Genomic DNA, 18,348 nt, shown 5'->3' with positions numbered 1-18,348 from the left:
AAAAACTATTGCACCAGCTGGTTGATCTCGATGATCGGCAGCAACACCGCCATCACGATCAACAACACCACCGCGCCCATGACCACGATCATCAGCGGCTCAAGCATGGCGGTCATGCCCATGGCCCGTCGCTCGATGTCCTTGGCCAGGCTCTGCGCTGCGCGATCAAGCATGGGCGGCAGCGCGCCGGTTTTCTCGCCGCTGGCGATCAGGTGGATCAGCAAGGGTGGGAAGACCTTCTCCACCGCCAGTGCTGACGCCAGGTTCACACCTTCCCGCACCCGTGCCGTGGCCTCGCTCACACACTGGTCGAGCCGGTCGTTGGCCAAGGTCTGGCGGGCGGCTTCCAGGGCCCTGAGCAATGGCACACCGGCACTGCCGAGGATCGCCAGCGTCGAGGCGAAGCGTGCGGTGTTCAAGCCGAGCACAAAGCGCCCCAACAGCGGCAAGCGCAGGATCCGGCTGTGCCAGGCCAGGCGTGCAGCCGCCCCGCGCAGATACAGGCGCCAGCTCCAGAACCCGCCTGCCAACGCCATGAAACACAGCCAGCCCCACGCACGCACAAAGTCACTGGCGTTGAGCATCGCCAGGGTCAGGCCTGGCAGATCCTGGCGCGCCTGGGTAAAGGCACTGACCACCTGTGGCACCACATAACTGAGCAGGAAGATCACGATGCCGATGGACACCAGCCCAACCACGCCCGGGTAGATGAACGCCGTGAGAATCTTCCCGCGCAGGGTATTGCGGTCCTCGATGTAGTCCGCGAGACGTTCCATCACCTGGGCCAGATCGCCAGACTCCTCCCCCGCCGCAATCAGTGCCCGGTAGATCTCGGGGAAGTCCCTCGGCCGCGCAGCCAGCGCATCGGCCAAGCGCATGCCACTGCGCACATCGCTGCGCACCGCGCCCAACACCTGGGCAATGTGTTTGCGCTCGGACTGCTCCAGCGTGGCACCCAGCGCACCCTCCAACGGTAGCCCGGCTGACAGCAAACTGGCCAGTTGTCGGGTCGTCCAGGCCAGGTCGCCATCCGACAATCTTGGGCGCAACAGGCCGCCGCCATTGCTCGTGGCCCTTTCCTCGTCCACCTGCAAGGCCAGCAGGCCCATGCTGCGCAATTGCACCATGACGGCTGTCGGGCTGTCGGCCTCCATCTGGCCTTGCGTGATACGCCCTTGGGCGTCGACCGCTTCGTAACGATACTGAGTCATCAGGTGTCCCGGGTCACACGGAGGATTTCTTCCACGGCGGTACTGCCGCTGTCGACCCAGCGCTGGCCGTCTTCGCGCATGCTGAGCATCCCCGCGCACCGCGCTGCGGCACGCAGGGCCTGCTCGTCGGCGCCCTGGTGGATCAGGCCGCGAATCTCGTCGTTGATGCAGAACAACTCATGAATCCCGGTTCGCCCGCTGTAGCCGCTGTTGTTGCAGTGCGGGCAGCCGTTCGGGCGAAACACACCCGGCGTGCTCGGCTCGGGTTGCTTGCAGTGCGGGCACAACCGGCGCACCAGGCGCTGGGCAAGAACACCGAGCATGGCCGACGCCAGCAGGAACGGCTCCACGCCCATGTCGATCAAGCGGTTCACGGCCGACACCGCATCATTGGTGTGCAGCGTGGCCAGCACCAGGTGACCGGTGAGCGAAGCCTGCACGGCGATCTGCGCGGTCTCCAGATCACGAATTTCGCCGATCATGATGACGTCCGGGTCCTGGCGCAGGATCGCCCGCAGCGCAACCGCAAAGGTCATGTCGATGCGCGCGTTGACCTGGATCTGGCTGATGCCGGGCAGGTCGTACTCCACCGGATCCTCAACCGTGAGGATATTGCTCACGCTGGCATCCAGCCGGGCCAATGCGGCATACAGGCTGGTGGTCTTGCCGCTGCCGGTGGGCCCGGTGACCAGCACAATGCCGTGGGGTTGGCGGATCAACTGATCGAGGCGCGCCAGCAGCGCCGGCGCCATGCCGAGGGTTTCCAGCTGCAGGCGACCGGCCTGTTTGTCCAGCAGGCGCATCACCACGCGCTCGCCATGGCCAGTGGGGACGGTGGACACCCGAATGTCGATCGGCCGCCCAGCCACGCGCAGGGCAATACGACCATCCTGCGGCAAGCGTTTTTCAGCGATGTCCAGCTGGGACATGATCTTGATCCGTGAAACCAGCGCAGCATGCAGTGCCTTGCGCGGTGATACCACGTCACGCAAGGTGCCATCGACCCGGTAGCGCACCACCGAGTGGGTTTCGAAGGGTTCGATGTGAATGTCGCTGGCCTCATCCCGCGCGGCCTGGGTCAACAAGGCATTGATCATGCGGATCACCGGCGCGCCGTCCTGGGTGTCGAGCAGGTCGGTGACTTCCGGGATATCCTGCATCAAGCGGTCCAGGTCCACCTCGTTTTCCGCCGCGCCCACCACCGCCGCCGCACTGCCGGTGTCGGCATAGGCACTGGCCAGCAGGCGATCAAGTTGTTCATCGCTGATCAGCGTGCAGGCCAGATCACCGAACTGGCGGCGCACTTCGGCCAGTGCCCACTCCGGCGTGGAGGGGCAAACGTTGAGCAGCGCCTCGCTACCCTCCTCACCCGCGTTCAGTACCAGGCGCTGGGTCTTGGCCCAGACATAGGGCAAACGGCTCATCGCGTCACCTCGGCCTCATCCAGCGGCACTGCGCGAATCGCCGCCCTGGGTGCGGAAGCCGGTGTGCTCAGCGCTGCCGGCGCAGCCCCGGGGATGCCTTGTTCTACCGGTGGCAACAATGGCATATCGACATCCGGCAAGGCCCATGAATGCTCAGGCTTGAGTTGGCCCTGTGCGCGGCGGATGAAATCGTAGCGGTTCAAGGTAATGCTGCGGCCCACCGCCGTGTCACGAATGATGTAGGGGCGCAGGAACACCATCAGGTTGGTCTTGTTGGTGGCGCGCCGCTCGCTGCGGAACAACGGGCCCACGCCGGGCAGGCTCGACAGCCACGGAATACCTTCGTTGGTCTGGGTATAGCCATCCTGCAACAGGCCGCCAAGCACCATGATCTGGCCATCGTCGAGCAGGATGCTGGTGTCGATGGCGCGCTTGTTGGTAACGGTGCCGTTGATGGTCGAGGCACGCTCATCGACGCTGCTGACTTCCTGGTAGATGTCCAGCTTGACCGTGCCACCCTCGGAAATCTGCGGCCGTACATTGAGCTTGAGCCCGACTTCCTCGCGCTGGATGGTCTGGAATGGATTGTTGCTGGTGCCGCCACCATCGGTCACGTACTGGCCACTGACGAACGGGATGGTCTGGCCGACGAAGATGCTCGCCGCTTCGTTGTCCAGGGTCAGCAGGTTCGGCGTAGACAGCACGTTGCTGCCGCCCTTGCTCTTGAGCGCGCGCGCCAGAACCTTGAGGTCGAGCACCTCGCCGATGCCGGGGATGTTCACCGTCCCGTCGACCACACCGACACTCAGCCCGGGGGGTAGTACGTCGATGCTGTTCTTGGCCGTACGGGTTAGTCCGGCCCCACCAAGATTGGCCCCACCGAATGCCCCGTTACCGCCCAGGTTGCCGGCTTGCCACTGAATGCCGAACTCGCTGGCGTCGTCCTCGCCTACCTCCACGATCAGGCTCTCGATAACCACTTGCGCGCGGCGCTGGTCGAGCAGGTCGATCACCTCGCGCAGGTTGCGGTACAACGGGTCGGGGGCAGAGATCAGCAAGGTGTTGGTGGTGGCGTCGGCCTGGATGGTCACGCCGCCTGCCGAAAACACGGTGTTCTGCTCGGCTTGCCCCTGGTCGTTGCCGTGGCCGTTGGCGTTGCGGTTCTGACTACTGCCTTGGCCATAGCCAGTGCGCGTGCTGCCGTTCTGGTTCGACGCATTTTGCATCGAACCATTGCTGCCATTGCTCGCGTTGCCCTTGTCACCCGAGAGCATCCCGCCACCACTGAGCATCGCCCGCGCGCCATCGCCCTGGGCGCTGTCACTCTCACCGGTGAGCAAACCACGCAACACCTGGGCCAGCTTGCCCGCCTGGGCGTTGCGCAGGTACACCACATGCAGGTTGCTCGGGTTGTTCTGGGCGTTGTCGAGCTTGTAGATCAGGTCACGCGCTATCTGCGTGCGCTCGGGGCTACCGGCGCGAATGACGATGCTGTTGGAGCGCGGATCGCCGACCACGCTGATTTTCTGCGTCGGGTCGTTGCCCTGCGATTCGAGAAGCTCGGAAACCATGGCGGCGATGTCACTGGCAATACCGTTCTGGATCGCCACTACATCGGTGTCGATGGCACTGGGGGTATCGATGCTGTCGAGGAGCTGAGCGACCCGCTCGAGGTTTTCGGCGTAATCCGTGACGACCACGGTGTTGTTGCCGGGGTAGGCATTGATCGGGTTGTTCGGTGAAACAATCGGGCGCAGCACGGGAATCAGGTTCACCGCGTTTTCGTACTGCAGGCGAAATGTGCGGGTGATCATGCCATTGCCGCTGTCCTTGTCGCTGCTGTTGATCGGCCCGCCGAGCAGCTTGGCATCGGCCTCGGGCACCACCTGGCTGACCCCGCCGACATCCACCACGCTGAACCCCTGCATACGCAGGGCCGCGAGCAACATCGCATAGGCGCGGCGTGCCGGGACTTCGCCCTCCGAAACGAGCGTCAACTGCCCCTTGACCCGAGGATCGACCAGAAACTGCCGCCCGGTGGCGCGTGACAATGCGCGAACCACTGCCTGGATATCGGCGTCGACGAAGTTGAGCAACACCGGTTGGTCACCCAGCGGATTGCTCGGCACGGCCGCTTGCGCGCCACTGCTATGGGGCTTGCCCCGTACCGCCGGTGTACGTGGCACTGGCCGCGGCGTGTCGACGCGGGCATGCAGCGGCTGGCGATCAATCGCGCTTGCAGCGGGGTGAACGACTGCCAGGGGGCGGCCCAGTTCACTGCTGGCCATTGCTGCCGGTGCTTGCGTCGGGTTCTGGCTGCAGCCACTGATAGCCAGCGCCAATGCCAGGGCCAGTGGGGCCTTTTTGGCAATGCGGCGCGCAGTCGAGGGCAATCCTGTGCACGTCATGAAGAGTCCTTAGCGCCAAGCGCCTGATCCAAGCGAACGATTCCGGAAAGGGTTGCCGTGGCCTCGGGGTCGGCCAACGGATCACGCTGCAAACGGCTTTCGCCGACGGCCAGCGCAAGGTGTCGAGGCGCCTGAAGCAGCCAGTCCATCACCGCTTCAACCGGCGCCTGCTGCCAGTGCAGTTGCCAGTTGCCGGCTTCGCCCTGCACCTGGCAATAGGCGTCCAGGCCGGCAGCAGCAAGGCTCTGGCGCAGGGCGGCGGCTTGTTGTTCGGGTGCCGGCGAGGTGGCCGGCACCTCGGCGAGCAATGCATTCAGGGCGAGTGCCTGGCTGCGTAGCTTCGGCGTCTCGGCCTGCCAGTGGTCGATACGCGCCAGCGGCGGCTGGATCAGGCCAAACCAGAGAACAGCGCCGCCAAGCACGCTGGCACACAGCATGACCGCCAGACGTTCGCGCGGGGCCAGGCCTTGCCAGGCGGCCTCAGCACGTTGGCGCCTGGCCGCGAATTTGAGCTTACTCAACACCGGCCACCTCTTCACTCTCAGTCGGTTGCCCCGGCAGCACGAGGCGCAGGGTCCAGCCCTCGGCGGTGGCGGATGCCTGAATGCCTTTGTTGCCAAGGTCGGTTAGCCAACTACCCTGCGCCGTCGGCTTTGCCGCGCCGCTGAGCGGCTTGAGTTCCAGGATGCCGTTGGCGTAGTCCAGCTGGCTGATCGCCCCGGCAAGAAACGGCATGGCCTGACCGGCTTCGGCAAGCAGGCGATTGAAGGTGTTGCCCGGATCGTCCGCCGCATGCCCGGCTTGCAGTTGCTGGCGGGCCTGTTGCAGTGGGTTGAGCACCACGGGCAATTGCGGGAAGGCTTGACGCACCTGGGCGTTCATTTGTTGCCTTAGCTGCTGGCCTTCGTTGGCCAGGCGTGCGGCGTAGAGATTGAGGCCCAGAGTCCAGATGAACACGGCCACAGCGCAGCAAGCCAGGGCCCGGCCCCAGCCTCGCGGGCTACTGGCGGCCTGCGTCAAACCACCTTGCAGGCCCCAGGCAGGCAGTGGCTGGCCAACCGCGCACGCTGTGGGAGCCGGCCCTGCCGGCGACAGCATCGACGCGGTGCCAGCTACTTCGCGGTGCTGGCATCGCCGGCAAGGCCGGCTCCCACAGGGTTCGAGCGCATGCAGGCCGCGCAGTTTGAGAGCGCTCGCCTGCAGCCAGCGCCCCAAGTGCTGCAGCTTTTCGCGCCCAACCCACGCCACCGCCACCTGCCCGTCCACCCCTCGCGGCCCATGGGCAATATGCAACGCCTTGATGTCACCCAGCACCAGCCCGAGTGCGGCGCACTGCACGGCCGCCCCCAGCCGGGCCTCGGGCAGCGGTGGCAGTGCAAGCGTCGTCAGTACCGCATCCCGCGGATGCAGCAGTGCCATCAATGCTCGCCCCTTGGCCAAGCGGGCCAATTGCGCGGCAACAGCTTCGCCTTCGGCCTCGATCCGGCCCTGCCGATCGATCAGCAGGTACGCAACCGCCACCTCAGCGTGCAAGGTTTCGAGTGGCGGCAGCACGACCCTCAGTTGCGCCGTCATACCCCCACCCTCACCCAGACCACACGCGGTAAAGGTGCCTCGACCTGCTGCAACAACGCTTCCACGCGTACCCGTCGCTGCGCCCGCTGGACCTGCCCCTGCAGCCGGAACCATTCACTGGAAATACCAATGCGCACGCTTTCAACCTCAATATTCGGCATTTGCAGGCGGTTGACGAAATCCCCCCGGTTGATGAACCAGCGGCCGCCATCGCGCTCGGCCACCAGGCTGCGTGCCTTTTGCACACTCAAGCCGGGGACGTGGGCAGCCAGCACTTCGGCAGGCGCCGTATTGCCATTGATCCAGGTATTGGCCGGCACCACACTGACGTAACGCCGCAAGCGTTCCAGCGCAGGCGCATCGATACCCGGCAGGTCGGCCAACTGCTCCAGGCTGCGCAGCATCGGGCGGCGCGCGGGTAGCGGGCGGTTCAAGGCGCCGGGTGACGTCAGGCGGCCACTGTCGAACGCCTGCTGGGACGACGGCGGCGGGTCACGACGCACACGCACCGGGTAGCTTTCGACGACCCGCGTAATGATCGCTTCCACCAGCATCGGGCGTATGTCTATCAAGCTGCACAACCGGCGAAACGCGGCGAGCGCTTGCTCATCAACTTGCTCATCGGCCACCAGGTTACGCAGGTTGAACTTGCCTTGTTCGTCATCCAGGCGCCCCTCGAACTGACCCTTGTGTTGCCCACCCGGGACACCGGCAAGCGGCTGTGCCCAACGTTGGCCGCCGCGAATCAGCGGATCGCTCTGGCGTTGCTCAGCCAACAACTGACGGCTCCATTCCAGCCCTGCGCGCAGCATCCAACCGCTCTCGGCGCGCAACTGCTGGTTTTCCAACTGCCGGGTGAAAACACTTTGACGGCTGATCATGCCTCCAGCGATCACCGCCACCACGGCAGCGATCAATAGAGCACTGATGATTGCCATACCGCGTTGCCGGTTCACGGCTACAGCTGCCAGGAGCCAATATCGGCATTCACGCCGTCACCTTCGCCTTCACCATCGGCGCCCAGCGAGAACACGTCGATTTCACCGTTGGCACCTGGGTTGAGGTAGTGATACGGGCGACCCCAGGGATCATTGGGCAGGCGGTCGAGGTACGAGCGCCAGGTGCCAGCCTTGGCCTGCGCGGGCTTTTGCGCGAGCACTTGCAGGCCCTGGTTCTGTGAGGGGTAGCTGCCGTTGTCCAGGCGGTAGAGCTTGAGGGCCTGCATGAGCCCGGCGATGTCCTGGCGTGCGGCAGTGGCACGGGCCTGGTCGGGGCGATCGAGCACCTTGGGGACCACCATCGCGGCGAGGATCCCGAGGATGACCACCACCACCATGATCTCGATCAGAGTGAAACCACGCTGGTGGCGTGCACGGGCACTACGGTGGCGGGCGATCTGCATCTCGGCATTCCTTGGCGTGAGTTCGATTCGGGGGCCGATTGTGGCAAGCGGATATGTCAGTGGTATTGAAAATCCTCGGGTGTTGCCGTCAGAAATCGGTCAGAAACCCGCTCTAGAATGGGGCTTTGCTTTAGCCCCCTCAGTGGCCGCAACGGCCTCGTTGGGTTTGCTTGGCCGCTGCCCAGGACCTCGTTATGCGCCGCAAGCACTCCGCAGGTTTCACCCTCATCGAAGTCCTCGTTGCCCTCGCCATCGTCGCTGTGGCCATGGCCGCAGCCGTGCGTGCCGCCGGCCTGATGACCCAAGGCAACGGCCTGCTGCGCGACAAGTCACTGGCCCTGCTGGCCGCCCAGAACCAACTGACTGAACTGCGCCTGCAAGGCCGCGTGGCGCCCGGCCTGCGTCGTTTCGAGTGCAATCAGGGCCGCCTGCGCCTGCGCTGCGAGCAACGCATCGACAACAGCCCGCTTGCCGCGCTGCTCAGGGTGCAGGTGCAGGTGTTCGACGCCGAACACGAAGGCCCACCCTTGGCCAACCTGGAAACCCTGCTCGGGCGTCCACTCAAGGACGGATAAGGCTCGGCAGCGCAGGTGGCTGCGGCAATTGGGCGATGCTCACCTTGCTGCGCTCATGCCCGCGCTCGATGATCAAGCCATCCGCCTCGATCGCCACCAGGCGAACCCCCTGTGCGAGCAACTCACCTACCCGTACCGCCTGCGCCGCACCGCCATTCACCGAAAGGACCGCCACGGTCCCCTTGCCTGCGGCCAGCAAGCCGCTTACCACGATGTCGACCTGCGCCGGGCGGTTGGCGAACCACTGTGCGGCGGCTGCAGGCTGGGCTTGAATAGGCACCGTTGCCTCTTGCATCGGGGCGGCAGTCTCAGGGGTAAACAACACCACCCCCCAGGTGGCCAACCCTGCGATGGCGGCCAGCAACCCCAGCCCCTGGACCCATTGCGGTGATAGCTGCGACTTGAATGCGAATTCCATCGGACGTGATCTCCCTGTAGTCCCTCGCCCCAGCATATACATCGATTCTCACGCTTTTATTTCACACGCCGATCATCTTTGCCGTGCACCCTGTTTGCAGCCCAGGAGCATTTGCATACATGGAACGTCAACACGGCTTCACCCTGATTGAGCTGATGGTGGTACTGGTGATTGTCGGGATCGCCAGCGCGGCGATCAGCCTGAGCATTCGCCCGGACCCCGGCAAGGCATTGCGCGAGGATGCCGAGCGTCTCGCCCAGCTACTTCAGGTAGCGCACAGCGAAGTGCTTGCCGACGGCCGCCCCTTGCAGTGGCAGGCCGATAGCCGAGGCTATCGCTTTATTCGTGAAGGCCAGACCGTCAACGACGAACCCCTGTTGCGCCCACGCAAATGGCAGGCAGCGCCCGTGTCGATACGCCGGGTGCCAGAGGGCAGCGTACACATCAGCGCCGAATGGTTGGGCGAACCCCTGACCCTGCTATTGAGCAGCGGCCAGCAGCAGATCGAGGTGCTGCGTGATGCCGCAGGCCTGGTACAGGTACGTCAACCATGAAGCATGCACGCAACAGCGGTTTCACCCTGATCGAAGTGATGGTCGCCATTTTATTGATGGCGATCGTCAGCCTGGTCGCCTGGCGCGGGCTGGACAGCGTCAGCCGCGCGGATCTGCATGTGCGTGACAGCACCGAGCAAACCCGCGCACTGCTGCGGGTATTCGGCCAGTTGGAACGTGACCTGGACCAACGCGCCACCACCGAGCTCAATGAACCCGTGCTGCCTGGCCATGACCCCGCCAGCAGCACACCCACGCCGGCCTTCAGTGTGAAAGGCAGTGACCAACACGGCGTGCAGTTGGAGATTATCCGCAGCACCGTCGAAGGTACGGCGTTGCAACGGGTACGCTGGTGGCAGGAAGGCGATACCCTGTACCGCGCCAGTGGCAGTGCTCGTGCACGCTTTCCCCTGCCGGCCCCCAAAGGCAAAGTCGCCGTGCTGCAAGGGGTGAGCGAATTCGCTATTCGGCTCTGGCAACCGGGCAAAGGCTGGCGCTCGCTGGATGGCCAGCGCCAGGACAACCCCGCCGGCTTCGAGCTGCGGCTATCGCGCGACGGCCCGCAGGGTGTGGAGCGTTACCGGCAGGTGCTGGGCCCGTTCAACTGATCAGCACGACATCACCCGGTAGCTCGGTGCAGCGAACACCGTAGGCATCGCGAATCAGCCCCGCGACACCCGGCAACTGAGCCAGGGTGAATCGCGCCTGGACTTTGCGCCGGCCCAGTTCAGGATTGAGCAGCAGCAACACCCCCGGCCTGTAGCGGTTGATCTCGTCGATCACCTGGCTCAAGGGGGTATCGTGGAAAACCAGCAACTGCTCACGCCACGCCATCACTTGCACTGGGTCAAACACCTGTGGCTCACCGGCCTGCTGCCGGTCGTAACTCAGTTGTCGGCCACTGGCCAGGGCCAAGCTGCGCCCTTGCCAGAGCACCTGCACCTGACCAGAAAGGCAGGTGACGCAGACCACCTCACCCGCTTGGCGCACATTGAAGCGCGCCTGCTGCGCGCTCAGCAACCCAGCGCCGGCCTGCACCTGTACCGCAGCCTGTGCCTGCACTTCGACTTCGCCGTCGAGCAAGGTAATTGCTGCGCCACCCTGGCGGCTGATGCGGGTCTGGGTGTTGAGTTCAAGCGCCACGTCTTGCCCCAGCGCCACCTGACGTTGCTCACCCACCGCCGTCTGGAAATCTGCTGCCGGTTGCCCCAGCCCATCGAGCAGGTTGCTGCGCAGCAGGACGAACGCCGCCGAGGCAGCGATCGCTCCCCCCAGGAACGCCCGACGGCCCATTTGCCGCAAGGGCAACACGCGGCTGGCCTGGCGCGCGGCGGGTTCCAGCTGCTGCCACAGATGACGTGTGGAGGCAAAGGCTTGAGCATGCGCGGGGCTCTTCGCACACCATTGGCGCAAGGCCCGGGCGTCAGCCTCGGTAGCCTGCCCAGAGGTCAACAGCACCAACCAGTCCTGGGCCTGGCTGTGCAGGTTCGAATCGGGCGAAGGATGGGAGATCATGGTGTAGGCGACCTGCTGTGGAATTTGAGCTGTGTATTGATCAAGACGGTTTTCCCGCACCAGGACCGAACCGTTGAAACACTTTTCTTTCAAGACGCATGGCACAAAAACCCAGGGCGGCCTTCAGTTCCTTTTCAACCATCCGTGTCGAAATACCAAAGCGCTGGGCGATTTCCAGGTGAGAGGCTTCCTCCAGGCGCGCGGCGATGAAAATCCGTCGACGCCGTGCGGGCAATTCGTACAGGGCGTCGAGCAGCGACTGGATTTCCTTCTGACCGCCGACGATGCGCGCGGGGTCCTGGTCTTCGGCGACGTGCAGCAGCGCTTCGATTTCGCCACCGGTGAGCAAACGAGCGTCGGCCTGACGACGATCGGCGGCAATGTTCAGGGCCATGCGATAAAGGTAAGCGTTCGGCTTGTGCAGCGTGGGCGTATCCTCCATGCGGTCGACCCGCAGGTAGGTTTCCTGCAACACGTCGCAGGCCAGGTCGTCGGAGCCGAGCCGGCGCTTGAGGCGAACCTTGAATGCGTCGTAGGAGGTCAGAAACAGCCTGACCAGCGTACTGTCCCGAGGTGTGTTCATGCCGCCGAGGCTCCTTGCGAATGTGTGCAGTCCATGCCTGTTCCTGTTCCTTCAGGTCGCAACAATAAGGTCACCGGTTGCGCCATCGAGGACGGTGGTGGCCGTTCCAGGAGCAACGCGCGCAAGCTCTCGACCACGGCGGCATCGCGCTGCTCGTTGCCGGTAGAAGCCAGCAGGCGGCTCTGTACCAGAACCCCCTGTGCATCGATCCAGACTTGCAAGGCCGCCCGGTAGTTGCCTGGGCGGGCGAGTACCGAACGGCACATGGCTCGTTCGACTGCCTGCTGGATCGCCTGTGCGTAGTTGCCGGCACTCATCCGGTTGGGACGCGTGCCTTGCTTCACTTGCTCAAGCTGAATCGGTTGCACGGTGAACGCATCTGCCGCGCTGTAGTGCGCCGTCAGGCCGGTACCCTCGAGCAACCGTTGCAGCGCTGCGCGGGCGCTGAAGTGCCCGTGCAGGTGCATCGAACGGCGCTTGCCTGTCAGCTCACGGTCGACCAATACGGCCATGCCGCTCTGCTGGCTGAAGGCGTGCAGGGCCTGGTCCAATGGCTGGGCCGGGATGGTAAAGGCGATCGGCCCTGCTGCCAGTGCCGGTAACCACCCCGTCAGCACGACCACGAGCAGCACGGTGATTCTGGCAAGGCATTGGCGCACCCCGGCGACTCCCCCCGAAAAGCGTAATCCTCGCTTGTGTGTATGAACCTGGTATGACAGCCGTCGGCAAATAAACCTTAACGGTGCCGGGAAAAGCCTGGAGGTAGACTGCAGAAACAGAAAACCGGGAGCGTTCCGATGAAACCCATGTTCATAGCTGTATTGCTGCTACTGACCGCTACGGCACAAGCCGAACCCGCTGCAGCGGACAAAGGCTGCATTGACGTGCAGGTCGGCCAGGCGCGGGCATTGGCCTACGACTGCCTGACCCGGCACCTGCAGAACCCCGAGGGGCAGCGCGCAGCGCAGGAAAATCGCCGCGCCATGCAGATGGACGTAAGCCGAAAGGCGCCGAATCAGCTCGGGTTGTCCACTCCGTCGGCGACCAGCACACGGATGGGCAACACCTTCGGGACATCGGCGTATCCGCAGCGGCCAGCGAATTAGGCTTATAAGGAAATATCCCGCAGCGCGGCAGGAAATGTCCTATGGGTACGTTTCACCAGCAGTGACCATGATTGGAGACACTTTTGAAATTGCAGGAAGCAATTCATGTCTCGCCAATCCGACCTGCGTTACACCTTCAAACCTTTAGTCGGGGATGCCACCTTTGAGGTGGTGTCGTTCGAGCTCAACGAAGGCTTGAGTCGCCCCTTCACCTTGAGCGTCGAGCTGTCCAGCGATGAGCCCGACGTTGACTTTGGCCAGTTGCTCGACTGCCCTGTTCTACTGACGATCTGGCGCGGCGAACGCCCGGTACGCTACGTACACGGCCTGGTCAGCAGCTTCACCCAGGGCGACACCGGCTTTCACCGCACCCGCTATCACGCGCTGATCGAGCCACAACTGGCGCGTGCCCGCCTGCGTTCCAATTGGCGGATCTTCCAGCACAAGAGCGTGCCGCAGATCTTCGAGATCCTGCTCAAGGCGCAACACCTGACCAACCTGGAACTGGTGGTCTGCTTCGACCATCAAGTGCGCGAATACTGCGTGCAGGCCGGGGAAACCGACCTGGCGTTCATCGAGCGCCTCGCCGCTGAAGAAGGCTTCATCTACGCCTTCGAGCACACTGCCAAGGGCCATCAGCTGATTCTTACGGACCGTTTGCTGGCGCTGGGCTTGATCACCCGCAGTGTGATCAAGCCAGACCCAGAGGACCAGGACTACGAACCAGAAGACGAAGGTGGCGCCCCCCTCGCCGTGCTCTACAACCCTGTCCCCGGTGGTGACCACCCCGAGCCTGCGCTGCACCACTTTCGCTACAGCGAACAGGTCCGCAGTGCCAGGCAGGTGCAGCGCGACTACAGCTTCAAACACCCGGCCTACCGCCAGGAACACAGCGCTACCGCCAGAGATTTGCAGCACCAGTCCCACGACTACGAGCGCTTTGATTTCCCCGGCCGCTACAAACGCGACGAAGTCGGCAAGCCCTTCACCCAGACCCGCATGGCCGCTCTGCGCCACGACGCGCGCATCGCCGAAGTGCAAGGCGACGACACCCGCCTGCAACCGGGCCTGAGCTTCAACCTGATCGAGCATCCGCGCGAGGATTTGAACGTTCACTGGCGGGTGCTGCGCATCCAGCACATCGGCATTCAACACACCAGCCAGGAGGACGAAGCTGTGGGTGCCCATCAAGGTACTTCCTACGTGCAGCACGCGGTACTGATCCCCGGCCGCATCGAATGGAAACCAGAGTCACTGCCCAAACCGCGTATCGACGGGCCGCAAATGGCGACCGTGGTCGGCCCGCCGAACGAGCAGATCTACTGCGATGAATGGGGCCGGGTAAAGCTCAGTTTCCCGTGGGACCGCGAGAGCCAAAGCAACGAGTTCAGCTCTTGCTGGGTGCGGGTTTCCCAAGGCTGGGCCGGGGGCAACTGGGGCTCCATGGCGATACCCCTAATCGGTCAGGAAGTCATCGTCAACTACGAAAATTCTGACCCCGATTTACCGATCATCACGGGGCGCACTTATTGCGCCACCCAGCCCCCGCCTTATGAGTTACCCAAGCACAGAACCCGCATGACCATCAAAAGCCAGACCCACAAGGGCGTGGGCTTCAACGAGCTGCGCTTTGAGGATGAGCTGGGGCATGAGGAGGTGTTCCTCCATGCGCAGAAAGACCAGAACAACCGCATCGGCCATGACGAAACCACGCAAATCGGGCGCAACCGCAGCGAAGAGGTTGGCCACGACGAACAGACCCATATCGGCAACGACCGTAGCGAGCGGATCGGCCGTGATCACTCCAGCAGCGTCGCTCGCGACCAGCACGTCAGCATCACTCGGGACTTGCGGGAGGACGTCGGCAACGACCGGATTGAAGCGACGACCGCCAATCATCAGGTCGAGGTCGGCGGCAACAGCACGCACCGCATCAACGGTCAACTGCACCTTGCCGCAGGCGACGGCATGCAGTGCCAGACCACCGTGTTTCAGCTCAGTGCCAGCGAGCGCCTGGAGTTCCGCAGCCCGGGCGGCAGCATCGTGCTGGACCAGAACGGCATCACCCTCAATGGCCTGGCGATCAACCTGCACGGCCCGATGACCGCCGACAACGCGGGCAGTGGCAACAGCCTTTCCCTGGCACTGGTGGCCAACGCCTCTACCACCTGCGAGGAGAGCAAGCCGTGAACCTCGACACCTTGCTGCAGTTCATCACCGATCAGCATGGCCCCGGTGACTACTGCTATGCCCTGCTCGATCCGTTGGCCATGGCGGAACGCTCACCTCGCGCCCTGGCGAAGACGCTGCGCGATACGCTGGGCCAGGACGCCGTTACCCCCGTGTTGCGCCCCGACCTTGCCCATGCGCCGCAACACCGCCCCTTGCTGGCGTGCCTCGCCGCCCCCGGCGCCAGCCCCTCGCGCAGCTTGCTGGAGCTGACGGCACGGGCGGCGCAGGCGGATGTTCGACAACGCAAACGACAGGTGTGCGGCTGGCTGATCAGCGAGCAACCCGCCGAGGTGATTGCGGCGCACCTGAGCCAAATGGGCCACTTGCCTACGGCGGCGGGTGGCACGAAGTATTACCCGGTGTTCGAGCCGGTACGGCTCGAGTTGCTCGCCGCAGCCTTTGAGCGCAGCGACCTGGGCCCCTGGTGGCCGATCAGGCATTGGTTGTTCACCACCAGCGGTGGCGCGACGGCAACGCTGCACGGTCAACCGAACAAACGACCGGCCACACCGCCGCAGGCCAGCCGTTTGCAAGACGACGTGCCCTTGGTGCAGGCCTTGCTGTCGGCATGGCGCGAGTTGCTCATGTACCCCGGCCTGTACGCCCCCGAACGCTGGCAAGGGCCATCAGTGCTGCCGCCGGTTGCGGCCATCCAGGCCGGGCGCCTGATACAGCAGGCGCGCGAGCTCGGGCTGAGCACCACCGCCGACCTCCTGAGCTTGTCGTTGCATCGCCTGAGCCTGCACCCACGCCTGCACACCCAGCCCCAAGTCGCCGCCATGCTGGCCCGCGCCAGTGCCGGGCAGTCGCCTCTGGACGCGCAATTGAGCCAATACAACGAAGCCCGCTGGCAAGCCGTCGTCGCCTCGCTGACCCAACCGGAGTACCAACCATGAGCCTTAGCCAACTCATCGCCATTTCCATTGCTGAAGCGGCGCTGCCGGTCGACGCGTGCCTGGCCTGCCAGCGCAAGGGCTTGCCGATCCTGCCCTTGCGCCGGGCCTTGGTCCCGGACCTGCGACCGGCCTACGTGGCGCCGCTCAGTGGTGGGTCGCGGGTTGAAACCACCCTGGGCCTGCGTACCTTGCGCGCCGGTTATCTGTACGTGCTGCTCGATCGCAAGGTGTGGGAAGCCTATGAAGTCACCGAGCAGGGGCACTTGCGCCGCTTCAACCCGTACGAGCCGGTGCCTGGCCCGCCGAAGAGCCTGCCCGCGCAGTGCCTGAACGAAAACCACGACATCCCCTCGTCCTTCCTGACCCTGGACAGCAAGACCTACGCCACGGCGTGGATCGCCTTTGCCAGCGACCCCTGGGCGGTCAGCGTGCTCAATGCCTACAAAACCGGCAAGGCGCCGGCCGGGCGCTTCCAGGTGCTGGACCTGGCCCAGGCCCGCGACAATCCCGCCGAGCTGGGCCTGGCGATGACCCCGGGCAATCTGCAGGTGGACCGTGAGGTCTTCGAGTATGCCCACCAGTTGCCCGGCGAGTTCGCCAGCGTGCATGGCTTTCACAGCCAGTTTCTGCGGCGCACCGCCGTCAGCGGCCATGTGATCAACGCCATTGCCGAGCACCAGTTGGAGCAAGGCGTGCTGGCCCTGGCGCTCGACGACACCGTGGGCCTGGTGCAGGAATACAACAGCGCGCTTGGGCTGGATAGCCACTCGCCAGATATGGCGGGAAGAGCCCGAGCGGGCTTACCGGATACAGACCTCGCAGATCCTCCTGGCGATTCGCGCCATGCACCACCAGTGGGCCGAACAACTGGTCTCCGACTTCGAGCCACAGACCGGTGACGGCCCGCCGGTATTCACCGACCCGTCCGTAGAGCGCCAACAGGCCATTGAGCGCCACGTCGAGAACAACAGGGAGCGCCTGGAGGAGCGTTATCACGAGCCGCAACGCGCCGCCTACCACGCTGAGTACGAACGCGAGGATGCGCTGTATCAAACCTACATCGACCGCAATGCCGAGGCTTACGCCGCGTTGTGCAATAGCACCGCGTTCAGCCTGATCGAGCAACATGACTACGACGGTGATGATCCGGAGTCGGGCGGCGCCTACTGCAAGACCATGGCGCTGTGCCTGGCGGGCGGCATCAGCGAAGCGCCGAGCAGTACTGCCGACGCCCAGGGGCCGAGCGAGGCGCTGTGGCTGAAGTGGCTTAACGACCCGCAAAGCCCGGCTTACCGTGTGCTGTTGATGCGCGACCAAGCCTTGCTGGGCGCGTTGCTGCCGAGCTTTTCCGCCACTGGCGAGACCGATTGGCGCGACAGCGAGAAGCTCTATTCGGCCCTGAACAAGTTTCTCTCCAGCGACGACATGGGCGTGTTGCTGCGCAACTCGCTCAAGCAATCCATTGCCGATGCGCTGGGTGCGGTGAATGCCGCCAGCAGCCGGCTGAAACCGCTGCTCGGGCCCGGCGTGCAACGGGCGGTGATGCGCTTGAACACTGCCAGCCAGTGGCTGCACAACGGCGTGAAGCTGGTCGAACTGCAGTTGGAGATGAAGCTCAGCGAGTATTACGCCCTGCAAAGTGCCCATTTGCGAGAGATGCAACAGAAGGCCAATGCGGCGATTGCCAAGGCGCGGGAGCGCATGCATGCCGGCATTGATGGCCTTGGCGGTGCTGTGCGCAAGGTGCGGCCGATCATTCAGGAAGGCTTGCTGAGCCTTGCAGTGCTCGACCCGAAGCTGGCGAACACGAGTATCAAGGTCAGCGTCTGGGTGGAAGGCAGCGCCGAGGAGCTGCAGCGCCGCCTGGCCAGCGCCGGTCACGCCGTCGACACGTTGAGCGAAGCGGCGCATGGCCGGCTCAGTAAATTGTCAGTGGCAGTGGGCTCGCTTGAGCCCGCTGCGCGCCAGGTGCTTCAGGACGTAAGGGTCAGTGCGCAGCAGGCGAAGAAGATGGTGCGGGCCAGTTTTGGTGGGTTGCGCGGGGTGGCGGGAAGTTTGGATCTGCTGCTGTCGTTGGGCGGGTTGTACCTGCTGAGTGACAGTTTGAATAAGAACATGGAGAAAGCGGAAGTTGCGGTGAGGGATAAGTCGACGGAGGCGTTGTTGGCGTTGCATGGGTCTCAAATGGCGTTGCTAGGAAGTGGAATAGAGGCCGTCGGACTAATCTTCAGGGAAGGTTCAAAAGGAATAATTAATTCACAAGTGCTTGGCAGCAGCGGAACTGAGAAAGCAAAAACACTGTTTAAAAGTGCAGACTTTATGGTCAGAACCGGTGCACTGATCAATGCAGCCTCAGGCATATACGATGCCTACCAACTCATTCACGCCACAGTGCGTACGACTAAAAGCGGGGACCTTGCTGCTGCAAAGGGGGGTGTCAGAAATTTTG

17 protein-coding genes and 1 pseudogene are annotated in these 18,348 nt (G+C 63.9%); 7 read left to right on the top strand and 11 right to left on the bottom strand.

From position 1 onward, the window contains the following. Window positions 1-5: 5 nt before the first annotated feature. From gspF to gspG, 7 genes are read right to left on the bottom strand one after another with little or no spacing between them, the layout of a single operon-like run. A complete protein-coding gene (gene gspF / locus M5G11_RS06600; protein WP_273911183.1) occupies window positions 6-1,211 on the bottom strand; it encodes a type II secretion system inner membrane protein GspF in 1,206 nt (401 codons plus the stop codon). Beyond that, window positions 1,211-2,635, bottom strand: coding sequence for a type II secretion system ATPase GspE (gene gspE / locus M5G11_RS06595; protein ID WP_273911182.1), 1,425 nt, complete (start codon window positions 2,633-2,635; stop codon window positions 1,211-1,213). The genes gspF and gspE overlap by 1 nt, the downstream gene beginning before the upstream one ends. Then, window positions 2,632-5,043 (bottom strand): type II secretion system secretin GspD, encoded by a 2,412-nt coding sequence (gspD, locus tag M5G11_RS06590; protein ID WP_273911181.1) that lies wholly within the window; start codon window positions 5,041-5,043, stop codon window positions 2,632-2,634. Before gspD ends, gspE begins: the two co-directional genes overlap by 4 nt. Beyond that, entirely contained in the window at window positions 5,040-5,564 is a 525-nt protein-coding gene (gene gspM / locus M5G11_RS06585; protein ID WP_273911180.1) for a type II secretion system protein GspM, read from the bottom strand. Before gspM ends, gspD begins: the two co-directional genes overlap by 4 nt. Beyond that, complete coding sequence (gspL, locus tag M5G11_RS06580) at window positions 5,557-6,618, bottom strand: type II secretion system protein GspL (protein WP_273911179.1); 1,062 nt, start codon at window positions 6,616-6,618, stop codon at window positions 5,557-5,559. The genes gspM and gspL overlap by 8 nt, the downstream gene beginning before the upstream one ends. Beyond that, window positions 6,615-7,556 carry a type II secretion system minor pseudopilin GspK gene (gspK, locus tag M5G11_RS06575; RefSeq protein WP_273911178.1) on the bottom strand — a complete coding sequence of 314 codons (942 nt, stop codon included), beginning with the start codon at window positions 7,554-7,556 and terminating at the stop codon, window positions 6,615-6,617. The genes gspL and gspK overlap by 4 nt, the downstream gene beginning before the upstream one ends. 20 nt (window positions 7,557-7,576) lie before the next feature. Continuing rightward, complete coding sequence (gspG, locus tag M5G11_RS06570; protein ID WP_273911177.1) at window positions 7,577-8,020, bottom strand: type II secretion system major pseudopilin GspG; 444 nt, start codon at window positions 8,018-8,020, stop codon at window positions 7,577-7,579. A gap of 194 nt (window positions 8,021-8,214) precedes the next feature. Between gspG and gspI the strand changes: the two genes are divergently transcribed. Next, complete coding sequence (gspI, locus tag M5G11_RS06565; protein ID WP_273911176.1) at window positions 8,215-8,595, top strand: type II secretion system minor pseudopilin GspI; 381 nt, start codon at window positions 8,215-8,217, stop codon at window positions 8,593-8,595. Here gspI and M5G11_RS06560 read toward each other — a convergent pair. Then, window positions 8,582-9,013 (bottom strand): general secretion pathway protein GspC, encoded by a 432-nt coding sequence (locus M5G11_RS06560; RefSeq protein ID WP_273911175.1) that lies wholly within the window; start codon window positions 9,011-9,013, stop codon window positions 8,582-8,584. The two genes, gspI and M5G11_RS06560, sit on opposite strands and share 14 nt — an antisense overlap. A 119-nt stretch (window positions 9,014-9,132) precedes the next feature. Between M5G11_RS06560 and M5G11_RS06555 the strand changes: the two genes are divergently transcribed. Beyond that, window positions 9,133-9,567, top strand: a complete 435-nt coding sequence (locus tag M5G11_RS06555) for a prepilin-type N-terminal cleavage/methylation domain-containing protein (protein WP_273911174.1) — start codon at window positions 9,133-9,135, stop codon at window positions 9,565-9,567. Beyond that, on the top strand, window positions 9,564-10,175 hold the full coding sequence (locus tag M5G11_RS06550; protein ID WP_273911173.1) for a PulJ/GspJ family protein: 612 nt from the start codon (window positions 9,564-9,566) through the stop codon (window positions 10,173-10,175). Before M5G11_RS06555 ends, M5G11_RS06550 begins: the two co-directional genes overlap by 4 nt. On the opposite strand, the gene M5G11_RS06545 is transcribed toward M5G11_RS06550, so the two are convergent. Genes M5G11_RS06545 through M5G11_RS06535 form a run of 3 tightly spaced genes read right to left on the bottom strand, consistent with a single transcriptional unit; the run spans window position 10,168 to window position 12,324 of the window. Next, window positions 10,168-11,082, bottom strand: coding sequence for a FecR family protein (locus tag M5G11_RS06545; protein WP_273911172.1), 915 nt, complete (start codon window positions 11,080-11,082; stop codon window positions 10,168-10,170). The two genes, M5G11_RS06550 and M5G11_RS06545, sit on opposite strands and share 8 nt — an antisense overlap. 40 nt (window positions 11,083-11,122) lie before the next feature. Further along, complete coding sequence (locus M5G11_RS06540) at window positions 11,123-11,665, bottom strand: sigma-70 family RNA polymerase sigma factor (RefSeq protein WP_273911171.1); 543 nt, start codon at window positions 11,663-11,665, stop codon at window positions 11,123-11,125. Beyond that, window positions 11,662-12,324 carry a TonB C-terminal domain-containing protein gene (locus M5G11_RS06535; protein ID WP_273911170.1) on the bottom strand — a complete coding sequence of 221 codons (663 nt, stop codon included), beginning with the start codon at window positions 12,322-12,324 and terminating at the stop codon, window positions 11,662-11,664. Before M5G11_RS06535 ends, M5G11_RS06540 begins: the two co-directional genes overlap by 4 nt. Window positions 12,325-12,462: 138 nt before the next feature. On the opposite strand from M5G11_RS06535, the gene M5G11_RS06530 reads away from it, so the two are divergent. The 4 genes and pseudogenes from M5G11_RS06530 to M5G11_RS06510 form a co-directional block, all read left to right on the top strand. Then, window positions 12,463-12,771 carry a hypothetical protein gene (locus M5G11_RS06530; protein WP_273911169.1) on the top strand — a complete coding sequence of 103 codons (309 nt, stop codon included), beginning with the start codon at window positions 12,463-12,465 and terminating at the stop codon, window positions 12,769-12,771. A 105-nt stretch (window positions 12,772-12,876) separates the two neighbouring features. Continuing rightward, window positions 12,877-14,961: a type VI secretion system Vgr family protein gene (locus M5G11_RS06525; RefSeq protein WP_273925253.1), complete on the top strand. Its 2,085-nt coding sequence runs from the start codon at window positions 12,877-12,879 to the stop codon at window positions 14,959-14,961. Further along, a complete protein-coding gene (locus M5G11_RS06520; RefSeq protein ID WP_273911167.1) occupies window positions 14,958-15,899 on the top strand; it encodes a hypothetical protein in 942 nt (313 codons plus the stop codon). Before M5G11_RS06525 ends, M5G11_RS06520 begins: the two co-directional genes overlap by 4 nt. After that, a pseudogene (locus M5G11_RS06510) lies at window positions 15,896-18,348 on the top strand (T6SS effector BTH_I2691 family protein); the annotation flags it as partial. The gene M5G11_RS06520 and the pseudogene M5G11_RS06510, both read left to right, overlap by 4 nt.

It is taken from the genome of Pseudomonas fontis, from assembly GCF_028656955.1.
GTDB classification, from domain to species: domain Bacteria; phylum Pseudomonadota; class Gammaproteobacteria; order Pseudomonadales; family Pseudomonadaceae; genus Aquipseudomonas; species Aquipseudomonas fontis.
Note: the sequence above shows the minus strand (reverse complement) of the source record. Positions and strands in the feature narration are given on the sequence as shown.